Here is a 23176-nt window from a genome sequence, read left to right as displayed (position 1 = left end):
ATTCCCCACAGAGCGCCTTAGCGCGTGACCACACCAATGAGCGACAAACCCCACCAGAATCTGGCCATTATCGGCCACGTCGACCACGGTAAGAGTACGCTCGTCGGCCGACTCCTGTTCGAGACCGGCTCCGTCCCGGAGCACGTCATCGAGCAGCACCGAGAGGAAGCCGAGGAGAAGGGCAAGGGCGGATTCGAATTCGCCTACGTCATGGACAACCTCGCCGAAGAGCGCGAGCGCGGTGTCACCATCGACATCGCCCACCAGGAGTTCGACACGGACGAGTTCTACTTCACCATCGTCGACTGTCCTGGCCACCGCGACTTCGTCAAGAACATGATCACCGGTGCTTCGCAGGCTGACAACGCGGTTCTCGTCGTCGCCGCCGACGACGGTGTCGCGCCGCAGACCCGCGAGCACGTCTTCCTCGCCCGCACCCTGGGCATCGGCGAACTCATCATCGCGGTCAACAAGATGGACGTCGTCGACTACAGTGAAGACAAGTACACGGACGTCAAGGAGCAGGTCAACAAGCTCCTCAAGCAGGTCCGCTTCAACTCCGACGACGCGACCTACGTCCCGATTTCGGCCTTCGAGGGCGACAACATCGCCGAGCGCTCCGACAACACGTCGTGGTACGACGGCGACATCCTCCTCGAAGCGCTCAACAACCTGCCGGCACCGCAGCCGCCGACGGACGCGCCGCTGCGCCTGCCCATCCAGGACGTCTACACCATCTCCGGCATCGGTACGGTCCCGGTCGGCCGTATCGAGACGGGTACCCTCAACCCCGGCGACAACGTGAGCTTCCAGCCCTCTGACGTCGGCGGCGAGGTCAAGACCGTCGAGATGCACCACGAGGAAGTCGACCAGGCCGGACCTGGCGACAACGTCGGTTTCAACGTTCGTGGCGTCGGCAAGGACGACATCCGCCGCGGCGACGTCTGTGGCCCGGCTGACGACCCGCCGAAGGTCGCCGAGACGTTCAAGGCGCAGGTCGTCGTCATGCAGCACCCCTCGGTCATCACCGCTGGCTACACGCCGGTCTTCCACGCCCACACGGCGCAGGTCGCGTGTACCATCGAGTCCATCGACCAGAAGCTCGACCCCGCGTCGGGCGAGGTTGCTGAGGAGAACCCGGACTTCATCAAGTCCGGCGACGCCGCCATCGTGACCGTCCGTCCGCAGAAGCCGCTCAGCATCGAGCCGTCCTCCGAGATTCCGGAGCTCGGCAGCTTCGCTGTCCGTGACATGGGTCAGACCATCGCGGCCGGCAAAGTGCTCGAAGTCAACGAGCGATAACGATGCAACAGGCACGCGTTCGGCTCGCCGGCACGAGTCCGGAAGACCTCGACGATATCTGCGACGACGTCCGCGAGATCGCGAACAAGACGGGCGTCAACCTCAGCGGGCCGATCCCGCTGCCCACGAAAACGCTCGAAGTCCCCGCCCGCAAATCGCCTGACGGCGAGGGGACGGCGACGTGGGAGCACTGGGAGATGCGCGTCCACAAGCGTCTCATCGACCTCGACGCTGACGAACGCGCTCTGCGCCAGCTGATGCGCGTTCAGGTTCCGAACGACGTCAGCATCGAGATCGTCCTCGAAGACTAACGACGGCGCTGTCCGGGTTCTCTCGGACCGCCCGTTCGTGACGGCCCGCCCGTCACACTCGCGGCTGTCGAGGCGCGCGTCCGGAGGACTCTGCCTCCGAGCTGACCTTCAGCGCTAAGGCGCGTGTCATCTCACTTCCGTTCGACGCGCGAGCAGACGCCCGCATAATCGCCCGACGGAACGGGATGCTATCGCATGCCCGGCCGCGGACAAAACATAGGGTATAAGTGTATCCCACGACTCCGTGGGAATGAGGGCTCGTAGATCAGTGGCAGATCGCTTCCTTCGCAAGGAAGAGGCCCGGGGTTCAAATCCCCGCGAGTCCACTACCATTTTCGCGACGCAACCCAGCGAGTCGTGACTCCGTGAGGAGTCCGACGAGTACCTTCTGCGTCGCGTGATGTAGTGCCTGTTCGAGCGGGGATTTGAATCAGGGAGCGAGAGGTGAGCGAGCGTCGCGAGCGAACGGGAGCGACCGTGGTTCAATATCCCCGCGAGTCCATTTCCTTCGGTCGTTTCACTCCCTCAGTCACTGGACTCGCTTGCCCCCACTCGCTTCGTCTGCGGGCGACCCGTAAGTCGCCCGCAGGGCCAGCGAGACGACACGGTCGTCTCGCACTGCTCGTGGGGACCCCGCGAGTCCACTACTTTCTCTCGACACCAAACCGACGAGCAGTGGCTCTGTCAGGAGCCCTGCGAGTCACGCCAGTGTCGATCGTCTGGATATGCGCGACCTCTCGCGACATCAAAAAGAGCGACTGCAGAGCGGCGAGACCGCGACGCTCGCCGAGGAGTTGGTCGCCGAGGTTTACGACCTTGACCACCGACCAGACGACGCGTTCTGGTACGACTGTGTCCATCCCAACAGCGGCGCGAAGACCGAGGTCAAATCCACCTCCGTACGGATCGGCGAGAAGTACCCCGCGCACGGACGCTTTCGACTTCGACACGACCAGACGCGCTCGTTACTCGCGGCGGACGCTCGGGGCGTTGCGTGGTTCGCGTTCGTCCTCTACGACTTCGACAGGGGTGAGATTCGGATTCGTCGGGCGAAGCCGTCGACGGTGAGTAAGTGGGTACGTGAGGCTGGTGGGTGGAACGAAGCCGGCCACGAGGAGTTTGAGGAACAGCGGAAGATGTATTTGATGACCTAGTACCGATCACCTAGTCTTGGTTGCTATCCCGGTGAGGGACTTCTAGCTTTGCTTGGTAGTGCACTCCAAGAGCGAAGAGCACGTACGCAGCAGCAAAGGTGAGTAAATAGCTGTCTGAATTGGCATATGGTGCCAAAAAAGGGTGTGTGAGTAGTATCACTGAGGCAAACGTCAAATTCCTTAGTGGGTTCTTGAGAGCTAAGGAGTCCTCACTAAACACTAATTTTGAGAGAACAGATATTAAAAACCTATTTAGTTTATTGGCTATTTGTTCTGAGTATAGAATTAATGCAGCAATATGGCGGACATACGTAAGTCCTATTACTGTAAGTATCCCAATAATAATTAAAATGCTGGTTACTTGGTTGAAGACTGTAGACACCACTAAATCGAATATAATCGCGAGGGAAGATAGTGTCAAGAATAGTGATGTTGCTAGTGTTGCCCTGATAAACTCTCCTGGATTGTCACCCTTCTTGAAACTTTCAATTACATCTTCGTAACTAGATGGTTTCTCAACATGGTCTCCGAAAACTGAATTGTACCACTGATATACCTGCTCTAGTGCCGTTTCAGTGTCTTGACTATAATATCGTTCGCTGAGATATCTCAGTTGTGCATTAGATTTTCTCCGAGCGTTATAATATGTGATTGACGAGAGTGAAATTGACATTACCATCCCAAATATGGCAAGAACAGTCATCGGATTGTTAAGATCCCTTGCCATGTCAACAATAATCGAAGTCTCTTTATTCTCGTTATTTGCTGCAACTCGTGACACTAGACTAATCAGAGATATTGTTAGTGGAATTATGAATAGCTGAATACTTAAAATTGAGAGAGAGTCACTTGCCAAGTTATCATAAATATTTTTCCGATAGTTGATTATTTCATGGAATAAGGAATCTTCAGGCATGTATTTTGTTGTCTCCTACACTAATAGATTTCATTTTAACGTAGTTCTTCAGGATTTGTGTATAAGTCTGATTTTTGAAGTGTGAAGGAATATCCACAAGTAGTAATCAATTCTTGTATTGTTTTGACAACCCATCCATCGGTTTCCGGATGTATATAGACCTCATTAATTAATTGGTCTACATTGATATCCAAGTTAATGCCCGGCGGCATGTTCTCTATAGCTAGTTGGAACATGTCTACCCCGTCTGCTAGTTCAAGAATGTGTTTGTTCTGCTCAATTTTTTGTCTAACCCGCGGGATCAATTTGGGCTCTAGTACAGCTAGTCTAAATTCTTGCTCGTGTTGGAAGCTTTTTCGTTTGTGAAAAACTGGGCTGTAGGGTCCTTTAGGCATGTCGTCGTTGGAGTAATCAAGGTATTCAACACACCCAAATGAGTAGTCCATATATCCTGATAAGTCGACAGCCGAAATCAGCGACCCAAAATCAGTTTTTATCGCGACACTCTGATTTGATATTCCGTATAATTCCCATAACGCAGCAGATTGGTTCTCGTTTTTGTGCCAACAGCTCGCATACGAAGTCTTACTAAAGTTTGTCTGACCTTTTGGCGGCTCATAATCTTGCCCTTCTGGAGACGGGATTTCTTCTTCAAATGCTGTTAGTCGTTTATTTGACCACACGCCTTCGAATGGGTCGTCAAACTGAGTTATTTGAGGCAACCATATCTGTTTCTGGACTAACATGGAGAAGAATCTAGTAAAATCAACATATCTCCATAGAGTTGCATTGGTTGATGGCTTTGATGGTCTCCAAGAATTAGGAAATGTTTCTTCTGTCTGATTAACTTCTATGGTATCCTCTAGTACATCCTCTATCTCTAACTCATATTCTCTCATGTTTGGTCTAATATGTGTGGTGTTTTTTGGCAAGCTTAATATGAGTATGTACGATATTTAGTCTTCAACCTTTGCGAGAATAGATGGGTCATCAATCGCTAACTGCATAAGACGGCGAATCGCCTCTGCGCGCGACAGATCAAGTGGAACAGTACCTTCTACTTGTGCTCTTTTGAGGGCTCGATCAAATTCCTCGGCGAAGTCATTGCTGACCTGCGCGGAGACGTTTTTAGTCCCATTGTCCGGGCTCGTGCTCATATTTGGTGTAACGACTTAGTGATTGATGAGGTGTGGCCAATAACTCATTGACTCAATAATTCTTTGGGTCAGTAAGTTATACATCACTATTCTGCTCACTTATTCACGCATGGCACTATCGGTTAACGTCACCATCTCGATGCCACCGGAGATGGTCGAGAAAGTCGACGAACAGAGCAAGAACCACGGAATGAGTCGTGCTGAATACGTCCGCCATCTCATTCAGCAAGCACCCGACTCGCCATTCGATGAACCAGACCTGCGACTCACCGAGAGTCCACAGGTAGACGCTTAGAAGGGGGACTGGAGCCTTGGAAACTCACCACTCCCCCGCGAGTCCACTACCATTTTCGCGACGCAAGACTATGAGTCGTAACTTAGGGGTCCGACGAGTCACTACTGCGTTGCGGACAGATGCACGTCCAGTTTCTCATTTCTGTCCCATGCCGAGTTGATATGCCACGAAGTACGTACTGAACATTGATATGAGAAGTACGGTGCAGAACGTGCTTAGAAAATAGAAGAGTTCAACGATTGAATTTGGTGAGCTGACGCCAAGGAACCGTGATACGGCCGCAGAGAATCCAATAGGGGGCAGCGAAATAATTATCAGTCCAAATTTACTGGACCATGCGCTGGACCGCCCCTGCATGAAGTCTTTTGGAGGGGATTCCATACTATAATCACACGCAAAGAAATGTTTTAAAATTATCATATGCGTCTCACGGTCTGAGCTACTGCTATTTTCGTGACGCCACCCACCGTGACGAATACTGAGCTGTAGCGTTCGCGGCTACACAATCGCGACCCGAACGAAGTACCACTCTCCCTCGTACCGGACGAGTTCGGGTCGGTCAGAATCGCTGAACGCGAACGGATTCTCCTCGTCGGGTCCGAACGTAACCCGGCCATCCAGCGCGTCCCGAAACACCTCTTTCCGCGGTTCGGAGAGGTTCTCGAAGCGGGCGGTCTTGTTATCGGGCCACGTCTCGGCCCGACTTCCGTTCTCCAGTTTCGAGACGGAGACGAACTCGGTCCCGTACGCCGGATCGCCGGTCGTCGGCGTCTCGTTGGTTGGCGTTGAGTTGTCAGTCGGTATCGGAGCGGTCGTTAGTATGGTCGTCGGTGTTCCGTCGGTCATCGTCGCAGTTGAACTGGGGCCACCGGCACAGTCGGCGACGAGGAGGACACAGAGAACCAACCCGACGCGCCAAGCGAGGGCCATTCGTCAATCTTCACTTCCACCGAACCCGACACTTTCACTCCGCTCATGGCGGACCCTCTTACCGTCTCGCTTCGAGGGCGTCGGTATGGAAACGCGACGAGGCGAACCCCCGTCGGACCCGACGGCCCTCTTTCGAGCAATCGTGTCGAAACTCCGCGAGACGCGCCGCGGGGTCCACCAACACCGGATGGCGCAGGCGTTGCTCCAGAGAGACGCCAACGGCTCGCGGCTGATCGGACTCGACGCGGACACCGAGCGGGCGGTCTTTTTCAATCCCGCGTCGCGGACGCTCGAACTGATCCCGTTCGACCGGGAGGGAACGCACGAGGAACGCGCGGAGGTGCTGTCGCGTCGGCTGAGCGACCCGTCGTCGTGGGTCGAAGCCAACGCCGCAGAGCTGTCGTGGGTGCACCCGCACTTCCGGTGGGCCTGCGGGTTGGACGACGCGGGGCAGTCGTGAGTCGAGAATCGTGAGCCGTATTCGTGAGTCGCGTCTAACCGCGGTCGGTGTCCAACCGTGAAGAATTATACGCACGCCCCGCGCACAACACGTTCATGAACGACGAGGAACTCGACGAACTCCGGTCGTCGCTCACGCCTTACGAGTCCAGCGGCGGCGTCACCACCTACCAGAACACCGTCTCTATCGCCTGTCCGGCGTGCGAGAAGCCGTTCGACGACTTGGTCGTCTGCGAGAACGACTACAACAGCCTCGAACTGAGTATGCTGCTCGACCTCTGTGTGACACAGCACGACGGCGACGTGCTGCTGTTCACGCACAAACAAGAGGAGTAGACGGTCGCGGCGAGGGAGCGAAGGCCACCGTTTCGACACCTCGGTTAGTCGAATCTGTCGCTCTGCGGTCGGCTCGTCGGAATCGGCTGGTGGACTCCTGTCGGCCCTGTCTGTCAAAAACGAGTCGGTCGAACGGGAGCGACCGCGCGGTTACTCGCGCGGCGGGAGGCCGTTTTCGTCGATGACCTCGCCGTCGTCGTCGACGGTGACGATACCGCGGTTGTTGACCGCGTAGGGGTCCAAGCCGACCTCTTGGAGGAACTGCTTGTAGAGCCGCTCGGCCGTCTCGGCGTCCTTCTGTCGGTCCGAGGCGCGGTCGCAGAGTTCGACGAGGTCCTCGGGCACGTCGTTCTCGTGGACGATCCAGTGGTTGATGAGGTCCGACAGCCGCCGGATGGGCGAGGTGAAGTGGCCGTAGATGTCGAAGTTGAGCGCGTAGTGGCCGCCGAAGGGGTCGTTCATGTACTTCGCGCGGGGCATCACCTTCAGCACGGCGCGCTGAATCTTGTTGAGCGTGCGGGAGTTCGCGCTCTCCAAGGCGTCGTTGACGGCCTTTCGGGGTTCGTCCCACGACGTGGACTGGATGCTCACGCCGTCGAGTTCGGTGATTTCGCGGAGCGCCTTGTCCCACTGGTCGGGGGTCGGCTGCGGGTGAACGCGGTACATCGCCTCGACGCCGCGGTTCCACATGAGTTCGTGCGTGACGGCCTTGTTCGCCTTCAGCATGCACTCCTCGATGATGGTGTGGGCGCGGTCCCGGCTCGGGTTGAGGACCAGCGAGCCGTCTTCCTTGCGCTGTTCGTGGAGTTGGTCGGCGAGGTCGAAGACGAGGGAGTTCTCCTCGTGGAGGGGGAGGTCGGGGTCTTCCAGCCGGTTTTCACACTGCGTGTAGGTGAGCCGTTCGTTGGAGTGGATGACGGACTTGTAGATGTCGATAGACTCGAACGAGAGCGTGTCCTTCTTGATCTCCATCTCGACGGTGTGGGCGAGGCGGTCCTCCTCGGGGACGAGAGAACAGACTGTCTCGGCCAGCGCCGGCGGGAGCATGTGGATGGTGTAGGCGGGGAGGTAGACGGTGTTGCCGCGCTTGACGGCCTCGGCCCACATCTCCGAGCCGGGGTGGACGTAGTGGGTCACGTCGGCGATGTGGACCCACAGCGTGTACGTCTCCTCGTTCTCGCGGATGCTCAGGGCGTCGTCGAAGTCCTGGGCGTCGACGGGGTCGGTCGTCCACGTCGTGAGGTCTCGGAGGTCTTTGCGGTGTTCGAGTTCGTCTTCGATTTCCTCGTGGACGCCGTCGGTGCGCGCACGCGCCTCCGAGAGGACTTCCGGTGGGAACGCGTCACGAATCTCGAACTCCTCGAACAGGTCCTCGCGCTTGTTCTGGAGGTGTCGCGCGAGTTCGGCGTCTATCTCCACCGGTCCTTGCCCTTCGGCGGTCCCGGCGTACGCCTGCGCGTCGTCTGACATAGCCCCGACTAGACGGGGCAGGGAGAAATGAGTGTCGGGCACGAGCCGCGACGGACGAGAATTGATATCACTCGTCAGCGCGCGTTTGCGCGGACCGGCGACGGGCCGCCGAACCCGTCTTCAGCGCCCGCGCTCGCCGGGGGATTCGTACCGCTCTTTGACCGCGTCGAAGTAGCGAAGCAGGAACTCCTCGTTGGAGATGCCGTGTTCTTCGATGTCGACGAGGAGGCCTTCGAGCTCCTCGCGGGGCTGATGACAGAGTCCGCGGTAACAGGCCTTACAGAGGTGTTCGAACCGCTTACCGTGCCGTTCCCAGCGGTTCCCCTCTTTGTCGTACTCGCGCGCCGCCGACCGGAGGACCGCGTCACCGCATGCGATGCACACGACGCGCTTCCGGTCCCGGTTCGTCCGGGAGCGCCACATATCGTTGGTGTGGACCCAATCGTACTTAGCAGTTTACCCCACACAGTCTGACGCGCGTCGGACGCCGGTTCGGCTCGGTTCATCTCGCGGCGGTCGGTCGTCAGTCGTCAGTCGTCAGCGGTCGGTCGCCCGCAGTCGGTCGCCGCCGTCGCCCACTCGACGCGGAGCGGTCGATTTATCGGCCGTGAGCGTCCACGACCCGGTATGAAGGTCAAGTCTCGCCACCACCTCCGAAGCGACGAAATCGACGCGCTGTGCGACTCCATCGAATCGTCCCTCGGCGTCGCCCTCGACGGCGACGCGTTCGAGGCGGTCGAGTTCGCCGACGCCGACTACGAGGTCGTCCTCGTCGACGGCGAGCCGGCGGTCATGTACGTCGACGACCAGCCGTTCCTCACGGTCAAGGGCGCGAACCAGTTCCCGCCGACGACGAACGTCGTCACGGTCGACGCGGGCGCGGTCTCGTTCGTCTCCAGCGGGGCCGACGTGATGCGCCCCGGCATCACCGAGGCCGACGACACCATCGAGGCGGGCGACCTGGTCGTCATCGCGGAGGAGACCCACGGCAAGGTGCTCGCCGTGGGTCGCGCGCTCGAAGACGGGGCCGACCTCGTCGGCGACTCCGGCAAGGTCGTCGAGTCAATCCACCACGTCGGCGACGACCTCTTCGAGTTCTCGGTCTGACCCGCGGTCGCAGGACTCGGCGCACGCCGTGTGCGCTCCTCTCGGCTACGCTTCGGCGTACTTCTCCAGCGCCGCCTCGTACCCCTCCCGCGCCATCGAGAACGTCTCTCGAAGGTCGCGCAGCGGCGTCTCCGTCGCGTCGACCCGGAGGTCGTTGTAGTACGGCTCCGTCTCGCGGTCCTCGGTGGAGGTCACGACGACCGCCGCGCTCTGGATAGCGAGGTCGTCGCGCTTGTCGCCGCCCGCGGCGTGTCCCGCGCCGAGCGCGTCGATGAGGCGCTTCGCGAGCGGTTCGTCGCCGTCGGCGTTCCGCTCGTAGGCGTCGGCGGCGGCCTCGACGACTTCCTCTCCCGTGAGCAGGTTGCCCGCGACGGTGTAGTCGTCGCCCTCGCGGTGGCCCGCCCAGCCGAGGCAGTCGTCACCGGTGAAGGCGAATGTCGTCTCGGAGCCGACGCCGTGGAGCTGTCGCTCCGCGCGGCCGTCGTCGGCGTTCAACAGCGCCCGCAGGGCGTCGTCGACGGCGAGGCCGTCTTCGAGGTAGTCCATCCCCTTCCGACCGAGTTCGACGTTCGTCAGCGCCTGTGTCGCCACCGCGCCGTGTTCGCTTGCAAACGGGCAGAGCGCGCCGACCCCCGGGAGTCGGGTCGTCACGGCGACGCCGAAGCGGTGCTGGTCGTCGCCGTCGGCGTCGACGTACGACTCGCGGACGCAGATGCTGAAAGTCATCGTGTTCGTCTCCCCCCGCGCGCCGCGGGGTAAAAACACCCCGCGAAACGGCGCGGCCGGCGCGCGTCGAGTCGAGAAATGTCTGCGTTTCGACAGTCGTCTGACGTAAGAACTAACCCCGTTGTGGCCTCTCTACGTCCTATGGGTATCATGAGTAAGATTCTCGGTGGTGGTGGTTCCCGAACGACCGAGGACTACGTCGAACTCGACCTCGACGACTTCGACACCGCTCGCGGCGACGCCGGTCTCTCGGTTCACATCGCCGAGATCGGCGGCCAGCAGGACGTTATCGCCATCAAGGACGCCGTCTACGACGGCAATCTGGTCATCGCGGACATCACCCGCCACACGACCTCCGACAACACGATGGAACACATCATCGACGACCTCCGGCAGGTCGCGCGCGAGGTCGACGGCGACATCGTCCAGAAGGGCGACGACCAGATCGTCATCACGCCGACGGGCATCTCCATCTCGCGACAGAAGCTCAACGGCTGACGCCGGCGGACGACATCTCCCTTCCACTCCGATTTCTCCCCGACTCGCGGACGCGAGCGATGCGGTTCGAACGGCCCGAACCGATGGCTATTCGGTCCTCTCGTTCCTAGAGTCGTCCGAATGAGCAAGGACTACATCGAGGTTCGCGGTGCCGAAGAGCACAACCTCAAGAACCTCGACGTTCGCATCCCCCGCGAGACGTTCACCGTCGTCACCGGCCTGTCGGGGTCAGGCAAGTCCTCCCTCGCGTTCGACACCGTCTACGCGGAGGGCCAGCGGCGGTACATCGAGTCGCTTTCGGCCTACGCGCGGAACTTCCTCGGCCAGATGGACAAGCCGAAGGTCGAGGCCGTCGAGGGCCTCTCGCCCGCCATCTCCATCGACCAGAAGAACGGGGCCAACAACCCCCGGTCGACCGTCGGGACCGTCACCGAACTCCACGACTACCTCCGCCTGTTGTACGCCCGCGTTGGCACCCAGTACGACCCCATCACGGGCGAGGAGGTCGGCGAGCAGTCCGCACAGGACATGGTCGACCAGATTCTCGAACTCCCCGAGGGCACCCGCGCGAAGGTCGTCGCGCCGGTCGTCCGCGACCAGAAAGGCGAGTTCAAAGACCTGTTTTCGGACCTCGTCTCCGAGGGCTACGCCCGCGTCGAGGTCGACGGCGAGGAGTTCGACCTCTCGTTCGAGACGCCCGAACTCGACAAGAACTACGACCACACCATCGACGTGGTGGTCGACCGCGTGAAGGTCGCGCCAGAAGCGCGCTCGCGCATCGCAGACTCCGTCGAGACCGCGCTGGAGGAGGCCGGCGGCGTCCTCAAACTCATCGTTCCCGACCCGCCCGAAGACCTCCCCTTCGCCTCCAACACCCGGTCGACCGGGTCGCTCGCGGGCGAGGGCGACGACCGCCTCGTCGTCGAGTTCTCCGAGGAACTCGGCAATCCGAACTCGTCGTTCCGCTTTTCCGAAATCGAGACGCGGTCGTTCTCGTTCAACAGCCCCCACGGGGCCTGCCCGGAGTGCGAGGGCCTCGGCAAGGCCAAGGAGGTTGACCCCGACCTCGTCGTCACCGACCCGTCGAAGCCGCTCAAGCACGTCTTCGAGCCGTGGAGCTACAACCGGACGTACTACCGCCGCCAGCTCGACAACGTCGCCGACCACTTCGGCGTCAGCGTGGACACCCCGTTCGAGGAGCTTTCCGACGAGGTGCAGGACGCGTTCCTGTTCGGCACCACCGAGGACGTGGTGTTCGAGTGGACGACGAAGAACGGCACGCGCCACAAGGAACACCCATTCGAGGGCGTCGTCGGCAACCTCGAACGCCGCCACGTCGAGACCGACTCCGACCGGACGCGCGACCACATCGAGGAGTTCATGGCCGTCACGACCTGCCCCGACTGCGACGGCTCGCGGCTCAAAGAGCAGTCCCGCCACGTCCGCGTCGGCGGCACGACGCTCCCCGAGGTCAACCGCATGACCATCGCGGGCGCGCTCGAACACTTCGAGGGCCTCGAAAGCGACCTCTCGGAGCGCGACCGCACCATCGCACAGGAGATTCTCAAGGAGATTCGCGCCCGCCTCGGCTTCATGACCGAGGTCGGCCTCGAATACCTCACGCTCGACCGCGAGGCGGCCACGCTCTCGGGCGGCGAGTCCCAGCGCATCCGCCTCGCCACGCAGGTCGGCTCCGGCCTCGTGGGCGTCCTCTACGTCCTCGACGAGCCGTCTATCGGCCTCCACCAGCGCGACAACGACAAACTGCTCAACACGCTCGAAGGCCTCCGCGACCTCGGCAACACGCTCATCGTCGTCGAACACGACGAGGAGACGATGCGCCGGGCCGACGAAATCATCGACATGGGCCCCGGTCCGGGCAAGCGCGGCGGCGAGGTCGTCGCGCAGGGCGACTTCGACGACATCGTCGCGGCCGACGACTCCATCACGGCCGACTACCTCTCGGGCCGCAAGGACATCGACGTGCCCGACGCGCGGCGCGAGGGCGACGGCGAACTCGTCGTCCGCGGCGCGCGCCAGCACAACCTCGACGACCTCGACGTGCCGATTCCCCTCGGGACGTTCACGGCCGTCACCGGTGTCTCGGGGTCGGGCAAGTCCACCCTGATGCACGAGATTCTCTACAAGGGGCTCGCGCGCCGGATGAACGACAACACCTCCGTCGACCCCGGCGAGCACGACGCCATCGACGGCTACGACGAAATCGAGACGGTGCGGCTCATCGACCAGTCGCCCATCGGTCGCACCCCGCGGTCGAACCCGGCGACGTACACCGGCGTCTTCGACTACGTCCGCGAGCTGTTCGCCGAGACGAAGCTCTCGAAACAGCGCGGCTACGAGAAGGGCCGCTTTTCGTTCAACGTCAAGGGCGGCCGCTGTGAGGCCTGCAAGGGGCAGGGCAACGTCAAAATCGAGATGAACTTCCTCTCGGACGTGTACGTGCCCTGCGAGGAGTGCAACGGCGCGCGCTACAACGCCGAGACGCTCGACGTGACGTACAAGGACAGGACCATCGCCGACGTGCTCGACATGGAGGTCGACGAGGCGCTCGACTTCTTCGAGGCGAACTCGCAGATTCGCCGCCGCCTCCAACTGCTCCACGACGTGGGCCTCGGCTACATGCAGCTCGGCCAGCCGTCGACCACCCTCTCCGGCGGCGAGGCCCAGCGCGTCAAACTCGCCGAGGAACTCGGCAAGAAGCAGACCGGCGACACGCTCTACCTGCTCGACGAGCCGACGACCGGCCTCCACAAGGAAGACGAGCGGAAGCTCATCGAGGTGCTCCAGCGCCTCGTCGACAACGGCAACACCGTCCTCGTGGTCGAACACGAACTCGACCTCGTGAAGAACGCCGACCACATCGTCGACCTCGGTCCCGAGGGCGGCGCGGGCGGCGGCACCGTCGTCGCCAGCGGCACGCCCGAGGAAATCGCCGAGAACCCCGACTCCCACACGGGCCGGTACCTCCGCGACTACCTCCCCGACGTGGACGAGGAAGGCCCGCGGTCGGACCGCCGCAAGCCCGCGAAAGTGGCGAACGACGACTGAACCGCCCGTCGTCGCGGCATCTCGTTTTCGACGGTCGCTTCGCGCCCACCGGGGAGCGACTGCCGGCGGACCTGACATTCGCCTGCCAAACTAGTCGAGAGAAAAACATTTCAAATCGCAACGCGTCATCTGTATGCGTATGTCACGCATACTCAAGACATCGGGGTTCCTCGGGCTGGCGACGATGATGGTGGTGGGGCTGTACCAGTACACGCTACTGGAATCTGGGGGCGTGCCGTCGTGGCTGGTGGGCGGCCACGCGCACTTGGGCGTGCTCTCGATTCTCGCGGTCGTGATGGGCTTTGCGGTGGACGCGTTCGCGCTGACGGGGCGGCTCCGGGCGGCGGTGAGCGGGCTGTTCGTCGTCGGGCAGTGGCTGTTGCCGCTCACTATCTGGGTCGGCGTCGGGCTCGGACTGTTCTTTTTGGTTCCGACGACGTTCCTGTGGGGGCTCTGTCTCATCGTCTCCATGCTCATCATGGCGTGGCAGGCGTGGGTCAGCGAGCCGACGACGCCCGGCGGGATGCCGGGTCCCGCGTCGCCGGCCGACGACTGAACGCGCGCCTCGACTTTTTTCAGCGCCCCCGGAGCCATCAGCGCCGCCGGTACCACCAGTAGCCGACGCCCGCGAGCGCGAGCGCCACGACGAGCGCCGGGAGGACGGGGAACGTCGTCGCCGGTTGGACCACCTCGACGGCGACCCGCTGGGTGCCCGTCGAGAGCTGTCTGCCGGCGTCGTCCTCGTAGTTCACGTCGACGCCGACGACCTGCGTCTTCGGGACGGCGTCGTCGCTCACTTCGAGGTCGAAGACGACGAGGCGCGTTTCGCCGGCGTCGAGCCGGGGGACGAACGCCACGGCGTCCTCGCTCGAAAGCGGCTCCTCGGCGACGAGTCTGACCGTCACGTCGGTCTGCGGCGTCGCCTCGGTGTTCGTCACCGCGAGGACGAGCCGGCCGGTCGAGTCCACCTCGAACGTCGCGTTCCGCGGTTCGACCGCGACGGCGGGCGTGTCGGTGCTCACGGCCGCGAGCACGTCGGTCCGGTCGGCCGCGCGCAGTTCGTCGCCCGGCGGCCGGTACTCGACGACGAACGGGAGCCGGCGCGTCCCCGGCGTCGACCCCGCGGCGATGCCGATTGCGTACTCGAACCCGGCCGACTCGCCGGGCGCGAGCGTCCCGACGGTCACGTCGACGTCCGTCGGCGTCAGCGCCGGATCCTCGGTTTCGAGGCGGAGCACCACGTCGCGGGCCTCGGTCCCGCCGACGTTCTCGACGGTGCCGACGACGCGGCCGACGCCGCCGACCCTGAGCGTGCTCTCTTCGACCGTCACGGCGAACGCCGGGCCGGCACCGGGGTCGAGACCGGCGACGAGCGACTGGGTCTTCCGGTCGCCGCCGGGGTTGCGGAACGAGACGGCCACGTCCAGCGAGTAGGGCCGGTCGAGGGCGTCGTCGGCGACGCGGGTGCGGAAGCTCACGCGCCTCGTCTCGCCGGGCTCCCACGCGCCGACGTAAGCCTCCGCGGCGGGCGCGCCGGCCCCGAACGTCACCTCGGAGTCGGCGGAGGACACGCCGACGGTCGCGGCCGCGGCGGTCGCGTCGCCGACGTTCACGAGTTCGAGCGTCAGCGTGCCGGTGTCGCCGACGGCGACCGCGGCGTCCACGTCCGCGAGTTCGAAGTCGGCCCCGCGGGTCGGACGAACCCCGGCGACGAACGCCCGCGAGGTCCGTTCTTGGCCGTCCTCGTCGCGGTAGCTCACGGTCAATTCGACCGAGTAGTCGCGGACGATGGCGTCGTCGGCGACGCGGGCGCGGAACTCGACGCGCTCTGTCGCGCCCGCGTCCCACTCGCCGACGAAGGTCTCCGCGGAGGCGACGCCGCTCCCGAACGTTATCTCCGGGTCGGTCGAGGTGGCGGTGACGGTCGCGTCCGCGGCTCCGACGGGACCGACGTTCTCGATGTCGAGCGCGACGGTCCCGCTGTCGCCGACCGCGAGGGCCGCGTCGACCGCCCGGACCTCGAACGCGGGGCGGCGCTCCACGACGACTTCGAGGTCTCGCGTGACGGTTCGGCTCCGGTGGGTGGCGTCGACGTCGTCGCCGTCCACGAACACCGAGGCGGTGTAGTCGTAGGTGAACGTGACGGGTACGTCGTAGGTGCCGGGGCGAGCGCCCTCGGCGACGCGGAGGCGGAGCGACACCGGCCCGGAGACGCCCTCGGGGACGGTCCCGACGGGAATCTCGCCGCTGAGGACCGTAATCGGCCCTCTCGAATCCGCGCTGATGGTCAGCGCGCGGGCCGTCTGGACGAGCGCCTCGTACTCCTCGGGGCCGTCTTCCGTGACCGTCCCGCTGTTGACGACGAACACCTCGACCGCGGTCTCGGTGCCCGCGACGAGCCGGTTCTCCGGCGCGATAACCGTGAGGTCGGGCCTCCCGGCCACCTGACTGACGGCCGCGGCGCTCCCCGTTGCGCCGAGGAGGGCGGACACGACTAGTAAGGCGGCGAGGAGCGCCGCGCTCGTACGCCGGCCGCGGGGAGTCATGGTGAGGAGACCGGCGGGCGACCCCGCTTCAGTCACCGTAGATACGCGGTATGTAATCTTAACAACACGCTCGGCTCTCGGCCGGCGGTAACGTCACGCAAGGGATACGTTCGGGGCGCGCCTACGTGTAGTATGTCCGTCCCCGCCATCGACATCGACGGTCTGACGAAGTTCTACGGGGACGTTCGCGGGGTCGAGGAGCTCTCGCTTTCGGTCCCGGAGGGAGAACTGTTCGGCTTTCTCGGCCCCAACGGCGCGGGGAAGTCCACGACGATTCGCCTGTTGCTCGGCCTGCTCAAACCGACCGACGGCACGGCGCGCATTCTCGGCGTCCCGGTGGACGACCGGGACAGCTTCCTCGACGTGCTCGGTCGCGTCGGCCACATCCCCGGCGACCCGCGGTTTTACGACGACGTGAGCGGCCGCAAGACCCTCGACTACTTCGCCGGACTCTCCGGCGACGACCGGCGCGACGAACTCCTCGACCGCTTTCCGGTGCCGCTCGACCGCCCGGTCCGGGCCTACTCGCGCGGCAATCGGCAGAAACTCGCCATCGTGCAGGCGTTCATGCACGACCCGCGGGTGGTCGTGATGGACGAACCGACCTCGGGGCTGGACCCCCTCGTCCAACAGGAGTTCTACGAGTTCCTCCGCGAGGAGCGCGACCGCGGGGTGACGGTGTTCTTCTCGACGCACATCCTCGGGGAGGTCCGCGAGGTCTGCGACCGCGTCGCCATCATCCGCGACGGTCGGCTCGTCGCCGTCGAGGACATCGACGACCTGCTCGCGCGGAGCGGGAAGGTCGTCTCGGTCCGGTCGCCCGACGCCATCGACCTCGCGGACTTCGAGTTCCCCGAGACCATCGACGCGCGCATCGAACCCGACGGCTCGCTCCGACTCGTCACCTCGGGCAACTACGACGCCCTCGTGGACGCCCTCGACGGCTACCGCGTCGACGACCTCGAAGTCCGCGAGACGGCCATCGAAGACGTGTTCATGCACTTCTACGACGAGGGAGGCGGCGAGAGCGGAGGCGAAGGTGACGGCGAGAGCACCGTCACCGACGGCGAGACCGACGACGCGGCGGAGCCGTCGCCCGCAGACGCCGAGGAGCCCGCGGATGCGTGAACTCGACATCGCGGCCTTCGAGTTCGCCCGGCGGCGGCGCGGCCTCCTCGTCGTCTGCGTGCTCCTCGTGGCGACCGCGGGGCTCACCATCGCCGTCTACCCGTCGTTCGGCGAGTCCGACATCGACTTCGCCGAACTGCTGGAGTCGTATCCCGAGGAGCTTCAGGCGGCGTTCGTCGGGAGCGTCACCGACATCTCCTCGCTGGAAGGCTACCTCGTGGTCGAACTCTACCAGCTCGTCTGGCTCCTCATCGTCGGGAGCTACTTCGCCTACGCCGCGGGGTCGCTCGTCGCCGGCGAGGTCGACCGCCAGTCGGTCGAACTCGTCCTCGTGCGGCCCGTCTCGCGCACGCGGTTCGTCGTCGGTAAGTTCCTCGCGATGCTCCCGGCGGTCGCCGTCGTCGACCTCGCGCTCCTCGCGGCCGTCGTCGTCGGCGCGGGGCTCATCGACGAGGAGATTCACCTCTCTCGCCTCCTCGCGGTCCACGCCGTCGGCGGCCTCTACCTCCTCGCCTGCGTCGCCATCGGCCTCCTCGCGTCGGCGTTCTTCGGGCGGGTCCGCCGGGCGCAGGGCGCGGCCATCGGCGTCGTCTTCGGGACGTTCCTCCTCGACTCCCTGACGGTCGACACCGACTACGAGTTCCTCGGCTCGCTGTCGCTCACGCGCTATCTCGACCCCGGCGAACTCCTCGTCGCCGGCGACGTCGATTGGGGCGGCGTCGCCGTCCTCGTCGCCGTGACGTGCGCCCTCGTCGTCCTCGCGGCCGAGGTGTTCGAGCGACGCGACCTGTCGTAGTCGTCGTCCCGTCGCGTCCCCGAGCGGTCACACGACCCGCGCGAGTGCCGCGAGCCGCCGCCCGGTACCCGCGCTTTTCACCGCCGAGCGCCTACGTCCCCCATGCACCTCTACGCCGCAGCGAACGGCGCGGTCCTCGCGGTCTCGGGGTCGTCAGAGGACTTCACCGCCCGCCGGCGACTCGACGAGCACCGAGTCGAGTGCGTCGCGGCCGACCCGCGCGCGCCGACCCGAGCGTTCTGCGGGACCTTCGACGCCGGCGTCTTCCGAACGACCGACGGCGGGGGGTCGTGGCACGCGGTCGGCACCGACGCGCTCCCCGAGTCGGTGACGAGCCTCGCCGTCTCCCCGGCCGACCCCGACGTGATTTACGCCGGTACCGAGCCCTCGGCCGTCTTCCGCTCTCGCGACGGCGGCGAGACGTGGACCGAACTCGCGCCGCTTTCGGACCTCGATTCGGCCTCGTCGTGGGCGTTTCCGCCCCGCCCGCACACCCACCACGTCCGCTGGATAGAGCCGGACCCGACCGACCCCGACCGACTGTTCGTCGCGGTCGAAGCCGGGGCGCTCGTCCGCTCTCTCGACGGCGGCGAGACGTGGCAAGACCGCGTGCCGTCGAGCAAGCGAGACACGCACTCGATGGCGACGCACCCGGACCGACCGGGCCGCGTCTGGGTCGCCGCGGGCGACGGCTACGCCGAGACCGACGACGCGGGCGAGACGTGGACGACGCCGACCGCGGGGCTGGGCCACGGCTACTGCTGGAGCGTCGTCGTCGACCCCGCGGACCCGGAGTCGGTGCTCCTGACGGCCGCCTCCGGGCCGATGCGTGCCCACCGTGTCGAGTCCGCGGAGGCGTACCTCTACCGCAGGCGGGACTCGCCGGACGACGACGGCGGCGACTCGTGGGAACGCCTCGACGAGACCGGACTGCCGACCGGGCCGGGGGCGACGCGCGCGGTCTTGGCAGCCGGGCGAACCGGCGGCGAGTGCTACGCCGCGAACGACCGTGGCCTCTACCGGACGACCGACTTCGGCGACTCGTGGGACCGAATCGACGTCCCGTGGGACGGGACGCGGCGGACCGCGGCGGGGCTGGCTGTCGTCGCGTAGTCGGGGATTTCCGTCGGAGGTCCCCTCGCCCGAAGCGAGAAGATTCATTGGTCGTCGCGGCGACGCCCCACTATGTACGATTTCGCCGTCGTCGGCGTCGGTCCCGCCGGCGCGCGGTTCGCCCGCCGCGCGGCCGACGCGGGCTACGACGTGCTCGCGCTGGAGAAAGGCGAGGTCGGGACGCCCCTCGCGTGCTCCGGCCACGTCAGCACCGATATCTGGGAGTACGTCCCCGACGAGGCGCGCGACCGCCTGTTTCAGAACCGCATCTACGGGGCGAACTTCCGCGTCGGCGGCCCGAACTCGAAGGCCTATCCGTTCTACAAGCAAAGCGAGGTCTCGAACGTCATCGACCGCGTCGAACTCGACCGCACGCTCGCCGACTGCGCCCGCGAGGCCGGCGCGGACGTCCGCGAGGGCCACACCGTCACGGCCGTCGAGGAACTCGACGACCGGGTCCGACTGACCGCCAGCGTCGCCGGCGAGGCCGGCACCGTCCAGTTCGAGGCGAAGATGGTCGCCGGGTGCGACGGCCCCACCTCGCGGGTCCGCCGGGCGCTTTCCCTCCCCGAACCGTCGGAGACGCTCCACGGCGTCCTCGCGTTCGACCCCGAGCCGGACGACGGCGACTTCGTGGACGTGCACCTCACGGTCCCGCGGTTCTTCGCGTGGCGCATCCCCCGCGGCGACGCCGGCGTCGAGTACGGCCTCGCGGCCCCGCCGGGCGCGGAGGTCAACGAGATGTTCGACGCGCTCACGAACACCTACGACGTGGAGACGGAGCACTTCTGTTCGGGAGCCATCCCCATCGGGCCGCCGGACCGGACGACGACCCGGCGGGCGTTCCTCATCGGCGACGCGGCCGCGCAGACCAAGCCGTTCACCGGCGGCGGCATCCTCTACGGGATGACCGCGGCCGACATCGCCGCGTCGACCATCGACCCCGACGACCCCGAGACGCTGTCGGCCTACGAGGACGCGTGGCGGGACGAACTCTCCCGGGAGATTCGGCTGGGCCACCTCGTGCGCCGGTGTTACTCCTTTCCCGAGTGGCTCCAGCGGGTCGGTCTCCGGTCGCTGTCGGGCGAAATCGGCGTCCACATGGACAAGCCGAGCTCGTTCTTCTCGCGCGAGCACCTGAGGAAACTGCTCTGAGGCGGCCGCGGGCCGCCGGTCGCACCGACTGCCGATTCTAGTTCTCGCCCGGGTACGTCGGAATCCGCGCCGACACCGCGCTCCCCTCGACGAACGGGAGCGGCTCGCGGGTCGCGTCGATGCGGTCGCCGTCGACCGCGACTTCGAGGGCGTCGGTATCGAGGCCGTAGTCCACGAGCGCGAAGCCGATGGGCGCGTCGAGCATCGGGCTCTCGACGGCGCGGGTGACGGTGCCGACCGACTCGCCGCCCGCCGAGACCTCGGCACCGGATTCGGGGAGGGCGTCGGCGCGGAAGCCGACGAGCCGGCGCGAGGGCCGCCCGCGGTTTTCTATCTTCGAGACGAGTTCCTGACCGACGAAACAGCCCTTATCGAAGTCCAGCGCGTTGCGGACGCCGACGACGTTCGGGACGTTGCCGCGGAGTTCCGTCTCGAAAAGCGGCGTGCCGGCCTCGGCGGTGAGGCTGTCCCATGTCTGATAGCCGACGGGGACCGAGGGGTTGCCGTAGAACAGGAGCGCGTCGAGCACGTCTTCGGCGTCCTTCGCGCGGCAGATGACGTCGTAGCCCTCCTCGCCGGTCGGGTTGTCGGAGGCGACGACCGTGACGCCGAGTTCGCCGCCGATAGAGCCGCGGACGAAGGAAAGCTCCGGCTCGGGCGCGCCCGCCCCCGAGAGGATGCTCGCCACCTTCTCGGTCGACTGCGGGCCGTGGACGCCGAAGACGCCGAACTCGTCGGAGGCGTCGCGTATCTTGACGCGCTGGAGGAACGTCTTCGAGCGCCACTCCTCGACGAGCGGCTCCGCTTGGTCCCGCGGGGTGAAAATCAGCAGTCGCTCGCCCGCGTTGTAGACGTACATCTCCGTCTCGATGCGGCCGTCGGGGTCGAGAAGCAGGGCGTAGACGCCCTCGCCGTCCTCGTCGGGGACGGTGTTGGTCACCGCGTTGTCGACGTAGTCGACCCGGTCTTCGCCCTCGACGACGACCACGCCGTAGCCGTGTTCGATGACGCCGACGCCGTTTCTGACGGCGCGGTGAGTCCGTTCGGGGCGGCCGTAGTGGCTCACGACCTCGATTCCGCCGCGCGTCTCGAACGTCGCACCGTGTGCCTCGTGGATGTCGGCGACGAGTGTCATTGCCCCCCGTTTCGGTTTCAGCGCGTAAAACCCTCCCACTCCCGGACGACTCGCCCGGCTTTCGGTCGGCCGGGCCGGTCCGGTCCGCGCGTGGGCGGACAGGCAGTCAAAACGAATCTGTGGTCCGCGTCGGCCCGCTCAGAGTCCGAACCGCTCGCGGAGTCTCTCGAACAGCGACGCGTCTTCTTCGACGGCTTCGCTCGGGTCCGGAACGACGCGCTCGTCGGCGTGGATGAGGACCCCCGTGTCGGCCTCCTCGACCACGATGAGGTTCTCGTCTTTGAGCGCCGAGAGCGCCTCCTCGATGGTGTCGATGTCGGCGTCCACGGCGGCACGGAGTTCGAACACGGTCATTCCCTCGTCGTGGCGGTCGACGAGCGCGTCGAGCACCGCGACCTCGATGTCGCGGCGGTTCCGAAACTCCCGCCTCGCTCTCATAGCGGGTACATCGTTCGCCTCCTGTTTACTTGTACCGCCCGTCTGACGGGCGTCGGACGGGCAGGGGGTACCTTTTTGTTTCCGAATCCCGGAATCCTCGCGTAATGGGACTTACTTGCCGTCTTCTCGGGCACTCCTACGGAGACGCCGAGACGGAACGGGAGCGCGAGGAACGCGGCGACGAGGTGGTCGTCTCGATTCGGGAGATACAGGTCTGCTCGCGGTGCGGCCACGAACAGGTCATGAGCGAGAACAAGGAGGTCACGGCCATCCGAACGCCCGAGGAGGTCGGGATGACGGAGGGCGAAGTCGAGACCGCGGCCGCGGGCTTCGAGCCGGCGAAGCCACAGCCCGGCGTCTCCGAGGGCGAGGACGCCGCCATCGAGACGGCTCCGGACGCGGAGACGCGGGCCGGGGTCGACGCCGCCGAAGCCGACGCCGCGGGCGACGCCGAGGCGGACGCCGGCGCGGACCCCGCGGCGCAGCAGCCGGCCGAGGCCGCGAACGCCGCCGACGCCCAACCCGCCGCCGAGTCGGACCCGAGCGGCGACGCCGGTGCCGCCGACACCGGGAGCGCCGACGCCCCGCCGGTGACCGACGACGGCGTCATCCTCGACGACGACGAATCGCAGTCGGAACCCCGCGACCGGACGCAGTGGCCCGACGAGGTCGACGAGGTCGAGACCGACGACCCGACGCCGCCGGCCGACGGCGACGACGCGGAGTTCATCGACGCGGACGCCGACGCCGAGGCGGAGTCGGAACAGCCCCGAGAGCGAGAACGCGGTGCGTGGCCCGACGCGCCGGGCGACGACGAGGGCTGGAACGCCCAGCCAGACGACGGAGAGCCCGTCTCGGTCTCGTTCGGCGGCGGGCTGACACCGGAGGAGAGCGCCCCGCAGGGCCGCCAGTCGAACGGCCAGTACGTCGAGGCGGAAGACGAAGACGATTTCGTCCGCGCCGACGAGTCGAACGTCGGCAACGAGGCCCCCGACGACGCGGTCGAGTACTACTGCCCCAACTGCGGCCACGCCCGCGGCGCGTCCTCGTCGTCGATGCGGGCCGGCGACATCTGCCCCGAGTGTAAAAAGGGCTACATCGCCGAGCGGGAATCCTGACTGCGCCACGGCGTCAC

Annotated in this window: 25 protein-coding genes and 1 tRNA gene; 16 read left to right on the top strand and 10 right to left on the bottom strand. The window is 64.8% G+C overall.

The window, feature by feature from the left end; all coding sequences use genetic code 11:
- Window positions 1–36 precede the first annotated feature (36 nt).
- From tuf to BN996_RS12980, 4 genes are all read left to right on the top strand, one after another.
- Window positions 37–1302, top strand: coding sequence for a translation elongation factor EF-1 subunit alpha (gene tuf / locus BN996_RS12995; RefSeq protein ID WP_042663874.1), 1266 nt, complete (start codon window positions 37–39; stop codon window positions 1300–1302).
- Between the two features lie 2 nt (window positions 1303–1304).
- Window positions 1305–1613: a 30S ribosomal protein S10 gene (gene rpsJ / locus BN996_RS12990; RefSeq protein ID WP_004044563.1), complete on the top strand. Its 309-nt coding sequence runs from the start codon at window positions 1305–1307 to the stop codon at window positions 1611–1613.
- Window positions 1614–1867: 254 nt separating this feature from the next.
- Window positions 1868–1939, top strand: a tRNA-Ala gene (locus BN996_RS12985).
- Between the two features lie 399 nt (window positions 1940–2338).
- Window positions 2339–2767: a PD-(D/E)XK family putative nuclease gene (locus BN996_RS12980; protein ID WP_089779601.1), complete on the top strand. Its 429-nt coding sequence runs from the start codon at window positions 2339–2341 to the stop codon at window positions 2765–2767.
- A gap of 10 nt (window positions 2768–2777) precedes the next feature.
- Here the strand turns inward: BN996_RS12980 and BN996_RS19790 are convergent, their stop codons facing one another.
- The 3 genes from BN996_RS19790 to BN996_RS12975 are packed head-to-tail and all read right to left on the bottom strand — an operon-like array spanning window position 2778 to window position 4840.
- Window positions 2778–3683 (bottom strand): hypothetical protein, encoded by a 906-nt coding sequence (locus BN996_RS19790; RefSeq protein ID WP_139043123.1) that lies wholly within the window; start codon window positions 3681–3683, stop codon window positions 2778–2780.
- A gap of 35 nt (window positions 3684–3718) precedes the next feature.
- Window positions 3719–4582 carry a hypothetical protein gene (locus tag BN996_RS19785; protein ID WP_139043122.1) on the bottom strand — a complete coding sequence of 288 codons (864 nt, stop codon included), beginning with the start codon at window positions 4580–4582 and terminating at the stop codon, window positions 3719–3721.
- A gap of 57 nt (window positions 4583–4639) precedes the next feature.
- Window positions 4640–4840: a hypothetical protein gene (locus BN996_RS12975; RefSeq protein WP_089779599.1), complete on the bottom strand. Its 201-nt coding sequence runs from the start codon at window positions 4838–4840 to the stop codon at window positions 4640–4642.
- 109 nt (window positions 4841–4949) lie between these two features.
- On the opposite strand from BN996_RS12975, the gene BN996_RS12970 reads away from it, so the two are divergent.
- Window positions 4950–5135 (top strand): ribbon-helix-helix domain-containing protein, encoded by a 186-nt coding sequence (locus BN996_RS12970; RefSeq protein WP_042663879.1) that lies wholly within the window; start codon window positions 4950–4952, stop codon window positions 5133–5135.
- Between the two features lie 498 nt (window positions 5136–5633).
- On the opposite strand, the gene BN996_RS12965 is transcribed toward BN996_RS12970, so the two are convergent.
- A complete protein-coding gene (locus BN996_RS12965; protein ID WP_089779597.1) occupies window positions 5634–5981 on the bottom strand; it encodes a DUF7979 domain-containing protein in 348 nt (115 codons plus the stop codon).
- 169 nt (window positions 5982–6150) lie between these two features.
- Here BN996_RS12965 and BN996_RS12960 point away from each other — a divergent pair, with 169 nt between their 5' ends.
- Both BN996_RS12960 and BN996_RS12955 read left to right on the top strand, forming a co-directional pair.
- On the top strand, window positions 6151–6525 hold the full coding sequence (locus tag BN996_RS12960) for a hypothetical protein (RefSeq protein WP_089779595.1): 375 nt from the start codon (window positions 6151–6153) through the stop codon (window positions 6523–6525).
- Between the two features lie 95 nt (window positions 6526–6620).
- Entirely contained in the window at window positions 6621–6860 is a 240-nt protein-coding gene (locus tag BN996_RS12955) for a DUF7385 family protein (protein WP_042663886.1), read from the top strand.
- A gap of 150 nt (window positions 6861–7010) precedes the next feature.
- On the opposite strand, the gene BN996_RS12950 is transcribed toward BN996_RS12955, so the two are convergent.
- On the bottom strand, window positions 7011–8330 hold the full coding sequence (locus BN996_RS12950) for an RNB domain-containing ribonuclease (protein WP_089779593.1): 1320 nt from the start codon (window positions 8328–8330) through the stop codon (window positions 7011–7013).
- A 120-nt stretch (window positions 8331–8450) separates the two neighbouring features.
- Entirely contained in the window at window positions 8451–8753 is a 303-nt protein-coding gene (locus BN996_RS12945) for a DUF7562 family protein (protein ID WP_004969072.1), read from the bottom strand.
- Window positions 8754–8957: 204 nt separating this feature from the next.
- On the opposite strand from BN996_RS12945, the gene BN996_RS12940 reads away from it, so the two are divergent.
- The gene (locus tag BN996_RS12940; RefSeq protein ID WP_004969073.1) at window positions 8958–9437 is read left to right on the top strand and encodes an RNA-binding protein; all 480 of its coding nucleotides are present in this window, start codon (window positions 8958–8960) and stop codon (window positions 9435–9437) included.
- Window positions 9438–9482: 45 nt separating this feature from the next.
- Here the strand turns inward: BN996_RS12940 and BN996_RS12935 are convergent, their stop codons facing one another.
- Entirely contained in the window at window positions 9483–10163 is a 681-nt protein-coding gene (locus tag BN996_RS12935; protein WP_089779591.1) for a DUF1028 domain-containing protein, read from the bottom strand.
- 141 nt (window positions 10164–10304) lie between these two features.
- Between BN996_RS12935 and BN996_RS12930 the strand changes: the two genes are divergently transcribed.
- The 3 genes from BN996_RS12930 (at window position 10305) to BN996_RS12920 (ending at window position 14286) form a co-directional block, all read left to right on the top strand.
- Window positions 10305–10661: a cell division protein SepF gene (locus BN996_RS12930; RefSeq protein ID WP_004969075.1), complete on the top strand. Its 357-nt coding sequence runs from the start codon at window positions 10305–10307 to the stop codon at window positions 10659–10661.
- 120 nt (window positions 10662–10781) lie between these two features.
- A complete protein-coding gene (gene uvrA, locus BN996_RS12925; protein ID WP_089779589.1) occupies window positions 10782–13730 on the top strand; it encodes an excinuclease ABC subunit UvrA in 2949 nt (982 codons plus the stop codon).
- Between the two features lie 133 nt (window positions 13731–13863).
- The gene (locus BN996_RS12920; protein ID WP_082256383.1) at window positions 13864–14286 is read left to right on the top strand and encodes a DUF8059 family membrane protein; all 423 of its coding nucleotides are present in this window, start codon (window positions 13864–13866) and stop codon (window positions 14284–14286) included.
- 37 nt (window positions 14287–14323) lie between these two features.
- Here BN996_RS12920 and BN996_RS12915 read toward each other — a convergent pair whose 3' ends face one another.
- Window positions 14324–16276, bottom strand: a complete 1953-nt coding sequence (locus tag BN996_RS12915) for a COG1361 S-layer family protein (RefSeq protein WP_089779953.1) — start codon at window positions 16274–16276, stop codon at window positions 14324–14326.
- 132 nt (window positions 16277–16408) lie between these two features.
- Between BN996_RS12915 and BN996_RS12910 the strand changes: the two genes are divergently transcribed.
- The 4 genes from BN996_RS12910 to BN996_RS12895 all read left to right on the top strand — a co-directional run bounded on the left by BN996_RS12910 (window position 16409) and on the right by BN996_RS12895 (window position 20468).
- Window positions 16409–17404 carry an ABC transporter ATP-binding protein gene (locus BN996_RS12910; RefSeq protein ID WP_089779587.1) on the top strand — a complete coding sequence of 332 codons (996 nt, stop codon included), beginning with the start codon at window positions 16409–16411 and terminating at the stop codon, window positions 17402–17404.
- Entirely contained in the window at window positions 17397–18200 is an 804-nt protein-coding gene (locus BN996_RS12905) for an ABC transporter permease subunit (RefSeq protein ID WP_089779585.1), read from the top strand. Before BN996_RS12910 ends, BN996_RS12905 begins: the two co-directional genes overlap by 8 nt.
- A 102-nt stretch (window positions 18201–18302) precedes the next feature.
- Window positions 18303–19313: a WD40/YVTN/BNR-like repeat-containing protein gene (locus BN996_RS12900; RefSeq protein WP_089779583.1), complete on the top strand. Its 1011-nt coding sequence runs from the start codon at window positions 18303–18305 to the stop codon at window positions 19311–19313.
- A 72-nt stretch (window positions 19314–19385) separates the two neighbouring features.
- The gene (locus BN996_RS12895) at window positions 19386–20468 is read left to right on the top strand and encodes a geranylgeranyl reductase family protein (protein WP_089779581.1); all 1083 of its coding nucleotides are present in this window, start codon (window positions 19386–19388) and stop codon (window positions 20466–20468) included.
- A 37-nt stretch (window positions 20469–20505) separates the two neighbouring features.
- Here the strand turns inward: BN996_RS12895 and ygfZ are convergent, their stop codons facing one another.
- Together ygfZ and BN996_RS12885 are read right to left on the bottom strand one after the other, a co-directional pair.
- Entirely contained in the window at window positions 20506–21603 is a 1098-nt protein-coding gene (gene ygfZ, locus BN996_RS12890; RefSeq protein WP_089779579.1) for a CAF17-like 4Fe-4S cluster assembly/insertion protein YgfZ, read from the bottom strand.
- Window positions 21604–21741: 138 nt separating this feature from the next.
- Window positions 21742–22041 carry a DUF6432 family protein gene (locus tag BN996_RS12885; RefSeq protein WP_089779577.1) on the bottom strand — a complete coding sequence of 100 codons (300 nt, stop codon included), beginning with the start codon at window positions 22039–22041 and terminating at the stop codon, window positions 21742–21744.
- A 104-nt stretch (window positions 22042–22145) separates the two neighbouring features.
- Between BN996_RS12885 and BN996_RS12880 the strand changes: the two genes are divergently transcribed.
- Complete coding sequence (locus BN996_RS12880; protein WP_089779575.1) at window positions 22146–23159, top strand: DUF7093 family protein; 1014 nt, start codon at window positions 22146–22148, stop codon at window positions 23157–23159.
- Window positions 23160–23176: the final 17 nt, after the last annotated feature.

Source organism: Haloferax massiliensis (genome assembly GCF_001368915.1).
GTDB classification, from domain to species: domain Archaea; phylum Halobacteriota; class Halobacteria; order Halobacteriales; family Haloferacaceae; genus Haloferax; species Haloferax massiliensis.
The sequence above is the reverse complement of the archived record's forward strand: the minus strand, read 5'-3'. Positions and strand labels throughout refer to the sequence as shown.